The 12,123-nt window shown below is 71.1% G+C and carries 5 protein-coding genes; 3 read left to right on the forward strand and 2 right to left on the reverse strand.

Annotated features, from left to right (window positions below; all coding sequences use genetic code 11):
• Positions 1-246: 246 nt before the first annotated feature.
• Together AC5JOC_RS15465 and AC5JOC_RS15470 are read right to left on the reverse strand one after the other, a co-directional pair.
• A complete protein-coding gene (locus tag AC5JOC_RS15465) occupies positions 247-723 on the reverse strand; it encodes an LPXTG cell wall anchor domain-containing protein (protein ID WP_494246748.1) in 477 nt (158 codons plus the stop codon).
• Positions 615-8,654, reverse strand: coding sequence for a choice-of-anchor G family protein (locus tag AC5JOC_RS15470; RefSeq protein ID WP_494246749.1), 8,040 nt, complete (start codon positions 8,652-8,654; stop codon positions 615-617). The genes AC5JOC_RS15465 and AC5JOC_RS15470 overlap by 109 nt, the downstream gene beginning before the upstream one ends.
• Before the next feature lie 514 nt (positions 8,655-9,168).
• On the opposite strand from AC5JOC_RS15470, the gene AC5JOC_RS15475 reads away from it, so the two are divergent.
• Genes AC5JOC_RS15475 through AC5JOC_RS15485 form a run of 3 tightly spaced genes read left to right on the forward strand, consistent with a single transcriptional unit; the run spans position 9,169 to position 12,060 of the window.
• Positions 9,169-10,800, forward strand: a complete 1,632-nt coding sequence (locus AC5JOC_RS15475; protein WP_494246750.1) for a P-loop NTPase family protein — start codon at positions 9,169-9,171, stop codon at positions 10,798-10,800.
• Positions 10,739-11,863: a hypothetical protein gene (locus AC5JOC_RS15480; RefSeq protein ID WP_494246751.1), complete on the forward strand. Its 1,125-nt coding sequence runs from the start codon at positions 10,739-10,741 to the stop codon at positions 11,861-11,863. The genes AC5JOC_RS15475 and AC5JOC_RS15480 overlap by 62 nt, the downstream gene beginning before the upstream one ends.
• Positions 11,860-12,060, forward strand: a complete 201-nt coding sequence (locus AC5JOC_RS15485; RefSeq protein ID WP_494246752.1) for a response regulator transcription factor — start codon at positions 11,860-11,862, stop codon at positions 12,058-12,060. The genes AC5JOC_RS15480 and AC5JOC_RS15485 overlap by 4 nt, the downstream gene beginning before the upstream one ends.
• Positions 12,061-12,123: the final 63 nt, after the last annotated feature.

The following is a 12,123-nucleotide window of genomic DNA, read 5'->3' on the forward strand; positions in this document are numbered from 1 at the left end:
GAGCCCCTTCCGGTCCCTGAGCCCCTTCCGGTCCCTGAGCCCCTTCCGGTCCCTGAGCCCCTTCCGGTCCCTGAGCTTGTCGAAGGGTGTCAGAACGACCCCCGACGGGTGTGCGTGTGATCGGAGTCACGGTTCCTCCTTGGTGCTGGGTGGTGATGAAACCGCGGGGCACCGGTTCGGCGGTGTCTCCGCGGGAGAAGGAGCAGGCCGTGCCGACCCGAATGCGGCACGGCCTGCTCGGCGAGGTCACTCCATACGCGCCCGTCGCGTGGCCACGAAGGCGCCTCCGAGGAGGAGCATCATGGCGCCGAGCCCCCCGAGCCACAGGCCGTCGAAGCCGGTGCTCGGCAGACCGGGGCGTGACCCCGGTGCGGTGGCGGCCACCGCGGTGACCGTGAAGGCGGTGGCCTCACGATCGAGCGGCAGGGCGCCGGTCACGGATCCGGAGAGTTCCACGCGGTGGGCACCCAGCTCGAGCGACGAGTCGATCGGGAAGGTGAACGTGGCGTTACCGGAGGCGTCTGCGATGACGGGCGTCAGTGCGAACGGCGTCGAGAAGACCGTGGCCGAGATGGTCTCGCCGGGCTCGAAGCCGGTGGCGTAGACCTCCTGGATCACACCCGTGTCGCGGACGATCGTCGAGTACTTGACGGTCGCCTGACGCTCGTCGCCGGCGTCGGTGTCGCCATCGGCGTCAGCGGCGGTGTCGGCAGCAGCGTCCACGTCAGCTGCAACATCGGTGTCGGCAGCGGCGTCAGTGTCGGCAGCAGCATCGACGTCAGCCGCAGCATCCACATCGGCCGCAGCGTCAGTGTCAGCGGCGGCATCCGTGTCGGCGGCAGCATCCGTGTCGGCAGCAGCATCCACGTCAGCAGCAGCATCCGTGTCAGCAGCAGCATCCACATCAGCCGCAGCATCCGTGTCGGCGGCAGCATCCGTGTCGGCAGCAGCGTCCACATCAGCCGCAGCATCCAGCATCGGTCGGCAGCATCCGTGTCAGCAGCAGCATCCACATCAGCCGCAGCATCCGTGTCAGCCGCAGCATCCACATCGGCAGCAGCGTCCGTGTCGGCAGCAGCGTCCACGTCAGCAGCAGCATCCGTGTCGGCAGCAGCATCCACGTCAGCAGCAGCATCCGTGTCGGCAGCAGCGTCCACGTCAGCAGCAGCATCCGTGTCGGCAGCAGCGTCCACGTCAGCGGCAGCATCCGCGTCAGCAGCAGCATCCACGTCGGCCGCAGCATCCGTGTCGGCAGCAGCGTCCACGTCAGCCGCAGCGTCCACGTCAGCCGCAGCGTCCACGTCGGCAGCAGCGTCCACGTCGGCAGCAGCGTCCACGTCAGCCGCAGCGTCGACGTCAGCGGCAGCATCCACATCGGCCGCAGCATCCGTGTCAGCCGCAGCGTCCACGTCAGCCGCAGCATCCGTGTCAGCCGCAGCGTCCACGTCAGCAGCAGCGTCCGTGTCAGCCGCAGCGTCCACGTCAGCAGCAGCGTCCACGTCAGCCGCAGCGTCCACATCGGCCGCAGCGTCCGTGTCAGCCGCAGCATCCACGTCGGCAGCAGCGTCCGTGTCAGCAGCAGCGTCCACGTCAGCCGCAGCATCCACGTCAGCCGCAGCATCCACGTCAGCAGCAGCGTCCACGTCAGCCGCAGCGTCCACGTCAGCGGCAGCATCCACATCAGCAGCAGCATCCACGTCAGCCGCAGCATCCACGTCTGCAGCAGCATCCACATCAGCGGCGGCATCGACATCAGCGGCGGCATCGACGTCCACGTCGGCGTCCACGTCAGCAGCAGCATCCACATCGACCGCAGCTGCGTCGGTGTCGACGTCGACCGCTCCGTCCTCGATGGTGACGTCAGCCTCGGCCGGCGTCTCGGAGACATCGCCCTCGGCGGTCACCGTGACCGGTCCGGGCGTGTAGTCGTCCGGGATCGGCAGGTCCACGGTGAAGGAACCGTCAGGGTTCGTCACCACGGTGACGGACGGTGCGCCCGGGATGGACACCGTGACCGTCTCGCCACCGGCGAAGCCCGTCCCGTCGACCGTGACCGTCTCACCCGGCAGCGCCGAGGACGGGTCGACCGTGATGGCCGTGTCGTACGCGAGGATCTCGATGATCGTCGTCGCCGGCTCGTCCGATGCTGCACCGAGTGCCGTCACCGTGACGTCGCCGAGTGCGTAGCCGTCGGGGACCGGCAGGGTCACCGTGAAGCCGCCGCCGACGTTCGTCACCTGCGTGACGACCGGGGCGCCGGGGATCGACACCGTGACCGTCTCGTTGGCTGCGAAGCCCGATCCGGTGATGACCGTCGTGTTGCCGGCGATCAGCGCGTCCGGGGAGGCGGTGATGACGGGCGAGAACACGATGGCGGTGACCGTGACGGTCGCGGTGGCCGGCGTCTGCGACACCGCTCCCTCCGCCGTGACGACCAGCGGGCCGACGGGCGCGTTCGCCGGGACCGTGATCCCGACCGAGAACTCGCCGGCACCGTTCGTGGTCGCAGGGACGGCCGTGCCACCGGGCACCGTGACCGTGACGGACTCGTTCGGCGCGAAACCGGTGCCCGTGACGAGCGTCGCTCCGCCGGCCGCGACCGTGCTCGGGTCGGCGGTGATCGCCGTCTCGTAGGCCTCGACCGTGAGCTCCGCCTCGGCGGGCGTCGCCGAGGTCTCGCCGACCGCGGTCACCGTGACCGGCCCGGCGGGCGTTCCGGGCGGCACCGGCAGGGTCGCGGTGAAGCCGCCGTCGCCGTCGGCCGTCACCACGACGGGGTCGCCGCCGGGGATCGAGACGCTGACCGACTCGTTCGGCTGGAAGCCGGTACCGGTGACCGTGGTGGTCTGGCCCGGGTTCACCGTGTCCGGTGTGAGGGTGATCGCCGTGTCGTAGACCGTGGCCTCGACCGTGACGGTGGTGGTCGCCTCGGTCGCCGAGACGACGCCGAGTGCGGTGACCGTGACCGGACCGGTCGCGAAGCCCTGCGGGACGGCGAACGTCGTGGTGATCTCACCGTCGGCGTTCGAGGTGACCGTCACCGGCGCGAGGCCGGGGAAGGTGACCGTGACGCTCTCGGTCGGCGCGAAACCGGTGCCCGTGATCTCCGTCGAGGTGCCGCCGGGGACCGTCGCCGGGTCGGCAGTGATCGTCGGCGTGTAGACCACGTCGACCGTGAGGTTCGTCGTCGCAGGGGTGTCGGACGTCGCACCGAGCGCGGTCACGACGACCGTGCCCTCGGCGTAGTCGGCCGGCACGGGCAGCGACACGGAGATGGTGCCGGTCGCCGTCGCCGTGGTGGTCACCGGGTCGGCGCCGGGGATCGAGACCGTGACGCTCTCGGTCGGTGCGAAGCCGGTGCCGGTGACGAGGGTGCTGGCACCCGCGACGACGGTGGTCGGGTCGGCGGTGATGGCGGTGACGTAGGTCGTGGCCTCGACGGTGAGCGTCGCCGTGGCGGGGGTCGCCGAGACGGTACCGGTGGCGGTGACCGTGACGTCACCGATCGGGAAGTCCGCGGGGAGCGTGACGCTCACGGAGATCTCGCCGTCGGCGTTCGCCGTGGTCGGGAACGGGTCGACGATGCCCGGGACCGTGACACTCACGCTCTCGTTCGGGGCGAAGCCCGCACCGGTGACGGTCGTGCTGCCACCCGGCGCGATGGTCGCGGGATCGAGGGCGATCGCCGTCTCGTAGGCGAGCACCGTGACGGTGGTCGTCGCGTCGGTCGCCGAGAGGGCACCGGTCGCCGTGACGATGAGCTCCCCTGCGGTGGTGCCCGACGGGATCGGCAGGGCGGCGGTGAAGCCGCCGTCGCCGTTCGCCGTCACGACGACCGGTGTGCCACCGGGGATGGAGACCGAGACGGACTCGTTCGGTGCGAACCCGGTACCGGTGATCGTCGTCGAGGTGCCGGGGAGCAGCGTGTCCGGGTCCGCGGTGATCGCGGTCTCGTAGGGCACCACGGTCACGTCGGCGTCGGCGGGCGTGTTCGACGTGTCACCGGTCGCGGTGATCGTCAGCGGACCCGCGGGTGTTCCCACCGGGATCGTCACGGGCTGCGTGAAGTCGCCGTCGCCGTTCGTCGTCACCGTGACGGGGTCGCCGCCCGGGATCGTGATGGTGACGGTCTCGTTCGGCGCGAAGCCGGTGCCCGTGACGGTGGTGGTTCCACCCGGGTTGGCCGTCGTCGGGTCCACCGTGATCGCCGTGTCGTACACGACCGCTTCGACGAGGACCGAGGTCTGCGCCGGCGTGAGCGACAGGGCGCCCGTGGCCGTGAACGTCACGGTCGCGGGGACGAAGTCCGCGGGGAAGGCGACCACCTGGCTGATCTCGCCGAGCCCGTTCGCCGTGGTCACGACGTCGTCGAAGCCGGGCGCCGAGATGGTCACCGACTCGTTCGCGACGTAGCCGGTGCCGGACAGGATCGTCGAGTCACCGGGGTTCAGCGTCGACGGCGTGGCCGTGAGCGTCGTCTCGAACGCCTCGACGGTGATCGTCGCAGTGGCAGGCGTGGCCGACACCGCTCCGACGGCCGTCACGACGACGGGGCCGGCGGGGGTGCCGGGCAGGATCGGCAGGATGGCGGTGATGTCGCCGTCCGGGCCGGCCTCCACCACGACGGGCGTGCCGCCGGGGATGGAGACGGAGACGGACTCGCCGGGCAGGAAGCCCGTTCCGGTGACGGTGGTGCTGCCGCCGGGGAGGAGCGTGTCGGGGTCCGCGGTGATCGCCGTGTCGTAGACCGTCGCCTCGACCGTGACCGTGGTCGTCGCCTCGGTCGCGGAGACGACGCCGAGGGCCGTGACCGTGACCGGACCGACCGCGAAGTCCTGCGGGACGTCGATGGTGGTCGTGATCTCGCCCGCTGCGTTCGACGTGACGGTGATCGGGTCGAGGCCCGGGAAGGTGACCGTGACGCTCTCGCTCGGCGCGAAGCCGGAGCCTGAGATCTCGGTGCTGGTGCCGCCAGGGACCGTGGCCGGGTCGGCGGTGATCGTCGGGGTGTAGACGACGTCGACCGCGAGGTTCGTGGTGGCCGGGGTCTCGGAGACCTCACCGAGGGCGGTCACGACGACCGTGCCCTCCGCGTAGTCCGCCGGAACCGGGAGCGACACGGAGATGGTTCCGGTCGCCGACGCCTGCGTGGTGACCGCGGGCGCGCCGGGGATGGAGACCGTGACGGTCTCGTCGGGCTCGAAGCCGGTACCGGTGACGAGCGTGCTCTCCCCCGCGACGACGGTCGTCGGGTCGACCGTGATGGCCGTGACGTAGGTCGTCGCCTCGACGGTGAGCGTCGCCGTGGCTGGGGTGGCCGAGACGGCGCCGGTGGCGGTGACCGTGACGTCGCCGAGCGGGAAGTCCGCGGGGAGCGTGACACTGACCGTGATCTCACCGTCGCCGTTCGCCGTGGTCGTCACGGGCGTGGCGAGGCCGGGGATGGTGATCGTGACGGTCTCCTGAGGGACGAAGCCCGAGCCGGTGACGACCGTGCTGCCGCCAGGGGCGACGGTCTGTGGGTCGAGCGCGATCGCGGTGTCGTACGCCTCGACGGTGATGACCGTCTCGGCCGGCGTGGCGGAGACCGCGCCGGTGGCGGTGACCGTGAGCTGGCCGGCGGGCGTGCCGGAGGGGATCGGCAGGACCGCCGTGAAGCCGCCATCGCCGTCAGCCGTCACGACGACGGGCGTGCCGTCCGGGTAGGAGACGGAGACCGACTCGTTCGCGGCGAAGCCGGTGCCGGTGATCGTGGTCGAGTTGCCGGGGAGGAGCGAGGCCGGGTCGGCGGTGATGGCCGTGTCGTACGGCAGCACCTCGAGGTCGGCGGTCGCCGGGGTTGCGGAGGTCTCGCCGGTCGCGGTGACGACGAGCGTGCCGGCCGGCGTGCCGTCGGGGACGGGCAGGTCGACGGTGAAGCCGCCGTCGCCGTCCGCCTCGACGGTCACCGGGGTGCCGCCCGGGTAGCCGACGGTGACCGTCTCGCCGGGCAGGTAGCCGGTGCCGGTGACGGTCGTGGTGTTCCCAGGGATGAGCGACGTCGGGTCGAGCGTGATGGCGGTGTCGTAGACCGTCGCGGTGACGGTGACGACGGTGGTCGCTTCGGTCGCGGACACGGCGCCGAGGGCGGTGACCGTGACGTCACCGACCGCGAAGTTCTGCGGGACCGCGACGGGGGTGCCGATCGCGCCGAGTGCCGTGGCGGTGACGGTGATCGGCTCGAGGCCGGGGAACGTCACGACGACGTCCTCGCCGGGCGCGAAGCCGGCGCCGTTGATGATCGTGGTCGTGCCACCCGCGACCGTGGCCGGGACGGCGACGATCGAGGTCTCGTAGACCACGGTGAGGTTGGTCGTGGCCGGGGTGTCGGACGTCTCGCCGAGCGCGGTCACGACGACCGGGCCTGCGGCGTAGTCCGCCGGGACGTCGAGCTCGACCGAGATCGTGCCGGTTCCGGTGGCCGTCGTGGTGACCGGGTCGACGCCGGGGATCGAGACGGCGACGGTCTCGCCCGAGGCGAAGCCGGTGCCGGTGATCGTCGTGGTCCCACCGGCGACGACACTGGCCGGGTCGGCGGTGATGGCGGTGACGTACTGCGTCGCCTCGACGGTGACCGTCGTGGTCGCGGGGCTGGCCGAGGAGGCACCGGTCGCCGTGACCGTCACGGGGCCGAGCGGGAAGTCCGCCGGGAGCGTGAGGCTCGTGGAGATCGTGCCGGTACCCGTCGCGGTGGTGACGATCGGGTCGGTGAGGCCGGGGACGGTGATCGACACCGACTCGCCGGGCAGGAACCCGGTGCCGGTGATCGTGGTGCTGCCGCCCGGAGCGATCGTCGCCGGGTCGGCGGTGATGGCGGTCACGAAGGGGGCGACGACGAGGTCGGTGGTGGCCGGGGTGGCGGAGGTCGCACCGGTGGCGGTGAACGTCAGGGTCGCCGGGGTGAAGCCGGCGGGGATCGCGACGCTCTGGCTGATCACACCGGCGGCGTCCGACGTCGTGGTGACCGGGTCGAGGCCGGGCGCGGTGATGGTGACCTGCTCGTTCGCCGCGAAGCCGGTGCCGTCGATCACGGTGGACTGGCCGGGGTTGACCGTCGCGGGCGTGGCGGTGATGGCCGTGTCGTAGACGACGAGCGTGCCGCGCACCGAGGACGACGCGAGGTTGACCGTCGCGAGCGAGATCGCCGGGACGAGGGAGATCTGCACGGCTCGGACGGTCGCCGATCCCGCCCCGAGGTCGCCGGTGGCCGGTTGCACGTTGGCGGTCACGTCGGCGACGAGCCGCACGATGTTCAGGATGGGGCCGACGACGTTCGCCGCCAGGCCGCCGGTGATCCCGTTGAGACCGGTGTTGAGCGTGTTCAGACCGGTGAACGCGGTTCCGACGACGCCCTTGACGAGGTTGAGGACGAGGTTGACCACGCCGTCCAGCGTGAGTCCGAGGGTCGCGAGGATCGGGTTCAGCACGTTCGGGAGGAGCCCGGCCGAGGTGAAGGCGGCAGTGCCGTTCTGGACGGCGCCGAGCGTCGAGTCGAGCGACAGGGAGATGACCGGGACCTGCGTGACGACGACGTTCGTCGTGACGTTGCCGGTGACCTGGATACGCGTATTGTTCACGGCCGCCTGCAGGCCGGCGGACACGGCCGTGACCTGTGCGGTCACCGCTGAGGTGATGGCTGCGGCGATGGCGGCACCGATCGGGCCGGACAGCAGCGAGGTGTTCGGCGGCAGGTCGTTCAGGTCCGGCAGGTTCGGGTCGTTCGCGAGCAGGGTCGCGAGATCGACGGTCACCGCGCCGGTGAGCAGGTTGACGGAGACACCGGTCGCCGCCGACTGCGACGCCTGGGTGGTGAGGATCGTGTTGACCACGGTCGACAGGTTCGGCGGGGTGACCGTCCCCGTCGCAGCCACTCGGAGCACGCCGATGAGGTTCGCGTTCAGCGCCGTGTTGAGCGCCGACGTCAGCCCGTTGAGCGTGGTCTGCAGCGGCGGGAGGAGGCCCGTCACCTGCGTCCCGACGTTCTGCACGAGCGGGCTCTGGAGCGTGAGCGTCGCACCGGAGATCTGGTAGTCGGGAACAGCCGTGGCGCCGCCCGTCTGCGAGATCGTGGAGGCGAGGGCGCCGAGGCTGAGGGAGAGGTCGCTGAGGATCCCGCCGGTGGGCGTCCCGACCCGGCCGAGCAGACCGGTCAGGTCGAGTTCGGCGTCCGCCGGCGGAGCATCGGGTCCACCGATCGAGACGCCACCCTGGTCGGTGACCGCGCCTGAGCCGGCGATCGCGTCGCCGTTGTCGGCGGCGGACCCGTACTGAGCGACGGCACCGAGCTCGATGACGCCATTGGCACCGAACAGTTGGAGCGAGCTGCCGAGGTCGACGCCGAGGGTGTTGAGCACCTCGGCCGACAGCGGGTTCGCGGCGACGGGGTGGACACCACTCGGGTTCTCGGCGCGGGCACCGGCGACCGCGGCGAGGGCGTCGAGGTTGATCCCGGCCGCCTGGCCTCCGAGGAACCGGCCGAAGCCGTCGGAGACATCGGTCGGGGCCGCTGTGGCCGCCGTCGTCGATCCCATGGCGATGACCGTGCCGACCACGGCCATGGCCGCGACCTTCCACGCACGGCCTCGGCCGAGGATGCTTCGCTGCTGTTCCCCCACGGTGGAACCCTTTCTTCGGTGCACGGGCGAACCCGCGACTGGCGTCGATCCCGGCCAATCTATGGGCGGGCTTCCCTGTCCCCCAGAGGAGGGACCCCAACCTCCGTAGTGCCGGATGGAAAACCGGTACTGGCCTCCGCAGTGCGATGCGGCGCCGCGCGACGCCGGGTTTCGATCGGTCCCGGAGACCCTCCGACGCATCATCGGTGGCGGGGCTCCAGTGCAGTCGGTTCCATCCGTGCCATGTCATCGATGACGGTTGAGAGATAACCCGCACTGGCCGGGGGTTTACCCCCGACTGGGGTGCGTAGTTTCTACTGAGAACGCTCTCTTAGGGCTGCGGGAGCACTCAGGGATTACGGATAATGGGGCATCCGACGGAGTATTCGCAGCGTCCCTAGTGATGCGGATCCCGTCGTCCTGACGGAGCTTGAGGGGGCTGCGATATGGAAGAACCGGTTGCGACGGCAGTGGAGCGAAAGCCACATCCGAGGTCGGCCGAGCAGGTCATCCCATGAACCCGGGTGCGCATCGGTTCAGTGGCGGCGCGCGGTCCGCCGCGTCGCCCACCCGTCGCTCCGGCGAGTTCCGCCAATCCGCCACCCGCGCTCCCGCCCAACCGAGCGGTCGAGCGGCCGCGATCGCCCGGATGACGGCGCTCATCGCGAACCGGACCAGCACGCTCCTCGTCGGACCACACGGCTACGGCAAGACCTTCACCGCGGACGCGATCGGACGTCGGATGCACGAGGACGGACGCCCGGTCATCCACGTGTCGGGTGCGTCACGGGACGCCTCGCACACGCTGAGCGACTGGCGCACGGTACCGAGCGGTGCCGTCTTCATCGTCGACGACGGGGCGAACCTCCACCCGGCGAGCCTCGCCGACATCATCGAACTCTCGCGGTCGCGTGAGCAGGTCGCCCTGGTGACGCTGGAACAGGAGCTCGCCGGACTGCAGGGGCGCGGCGACGAGTCCGCCGATCGGCTCCTCGCCGTCTGGCGGACCGGGTCGCTCACACGGATCGACCTCCCGGCGCTCGACGGGTTCGAAGCCTCGGCGATGGTGGACGAAGCCGCCGACGACGCGGTCCTCGACGACATGGCCAAGGCCGTCATCGTGCGGTTGAGCAACGGCTCTCCGCGACTCGTGCATGAGCTCACCAAGGACGCGCTCGAGACGGGTGGGGAGTTCTACCTGCCGCGCAGCATCCTCTCGCTCGGGGTCGCGGGGGTCTCACCGCGAGTGCACGACCTCACGGAACCCCAGCTCTCCCGGCTCGAGGACGAGGGTCGCTACGCGCTGGTCATGCTGGCGAAGCTCGGCCCGGTCCCCTACTCGCGCGCGATCCGCCTGCTCGGCGAGCACCAGTTGCACGCGCTCCTCCGGCTCGGACTCGCGCGGCACGACGGCTCAGGCCAGGACCGCATCGTCGCCGACGAACTGCACGCGTGGTCGGCACTCGCGGAGTGGCGCCACAGCGGACGACTGCACCGCCACGACCGCGTCCAGCGGACGCTCATCTCGGACCTGCGTGGCGGTGCCCGTCTCACGCCGAACGAGTCCTTCATCCTCGGCCGGTACTGGCTGACGGCTCCGCACACCGAGCTGGACGAGGGGTTCGAGTCCCTCACGATGGCCCGCACCTTCCTCGAGGCGGCGCACGTCGCGAACGTCTCCGGCCTCGCCGAGGACGGTCGTCTGCTCGCCGAACGCGCGTACACCTGGCGCCCGTCCGTGGCAGCGGCGCTCCAGTGGTCACGGTCGCTCGCCATGCTGGGCGACGGTGACGGGGCTCAGCGGGTCCTCGAGGTCGATCCCGCGGCCGATTCCGACGAGGACATGCAGGCGGAGGTCTTGAGTTGGCGGGCGACCCTCGACCGCTGGTCCGAACGCACCTGCGCGCAGGAGCTGACGGAGCAGGAGGAGCACAGCCGCGTGCTGTCCCAGCGGATCCTGATGGTCGAGACCTGGCGCGACCAGGATCGGCAGGAGTCCGACCGAGAGCGATGCCGTCTTCTGGAAGGTCCTGCGCGACGTCGACGCCGCGCAGTCCTCGCGACTGTATGCCGCCGCTGCGCTCGTGACCAGGCTCGGCCTCAGGCTGCCACCGTCCGAGCTGCGGGAGCTGCTCCAGCTGGGTGACGCCGTCTACCGGTCGGTGCCCTACAGCGCCGCGCGGCCGTTGTCGCACGCCCTGCGCGACGCGAGCGCCATGTACGTCCTGTCGGCCGGCACCATCCGCCTGCTCACCGGACTCTCCTGGGCCGGCTTCGCGCGCTACATCGACGAGTTCGTCGCTCGTGCCGAGCGCGGGACCGGGCGCCTGGCGACGACGGACCAGTGCATCGTCGGGATCCTCGGAGCCCAGTTGGCGTTCTTCGACGGCCGCCCGGACCGCACCGTGGCCGACCTCCGGGTCGTCGAGCGGCTCCTCGACTCGACCGTTCCGCCCGAGGTGCACACGCAGACCGCGCTCCTCCTCGTCGGCGCTCTCGCTCAGACCGGCGAGCTCGAGGAGGCGACGGAACGGCGAGCTGCCGAGGACGAACGCCTCATCGCCGCCTCCACGGTCCTCTCCTACCTGGCGGACATCGCCGACTTCGGTCTGCTGATGGCAGGCGGTCGCGTCATGGACGCCCGGGATCACCTGCGTCGGCTCGCGCAGGACATCCGGAAGCCGCTGACCCAGCGGATCTACTCCGCGAGCCTGGCCGCCGCGGCCGGCGCCGACCTGTCCGAGACCCTGTCCTGGGTCGTGGACGCCCGATCGCAGGAGCTCACGCCCCTGCAGGCGTCGCTCATGCTGCTCCTCGAGGCCGGCGCCGCCGGCGACGCGAGCCGCGCCGAGGAGGCCGCCTGTTCGCTCGAGGAGGTCGGAGCGCGGCATCGGGCGATCGGGGCCCATCTGCTCGCAGAACGGCTCCACGAGGCCCAGGGGCGACTGCAGCACGCCCGCCGTTGCGCGGAGCGGGCCGCCGAACTCGTGGGTCCCACGCCAGGCGCCGCTGCGGATGCGGAGGCCCGACGGACCCCGCTCGCGTCATCCGTCGCCGGTGTTCTCCACCTACCGGGCGGAGAACGACCGAGGAGACGGTGCCGGTCGAGCGCACCGTCCCAGTGGAGCCGCCCTCGACACACGCTCCCCTGGCCTACCTCTCCCGCGGGCAGACGGACACCGGCCAGGAGACCGCCGGGGCCGACTTGAGCGCGCTCACCCGGCGGGAGCTGGAGGTCGCCCTGCTCATCGCGCAAGGACTGAGCAACCAGGAGATCGCGACGCGGCTCTTCCTCAGCGTCCGCACCGTCGAGTCGCACGTGCTCCAAGCGCGGACGAAGCTGGGCGCGGGGAGACGGCGCGACCTCGGCCGCCTCGTCGCGCAGTCCTCGCAGCGTCAGGCCTGACCCCCGGAGCGGGCGACGCAGCGCGGTTCAGCAGTTTTCTCGGTAGCGTCCGGCGATCCCAGT

This window comes from Plantibacter sp., from assembly GCF_059073635.1.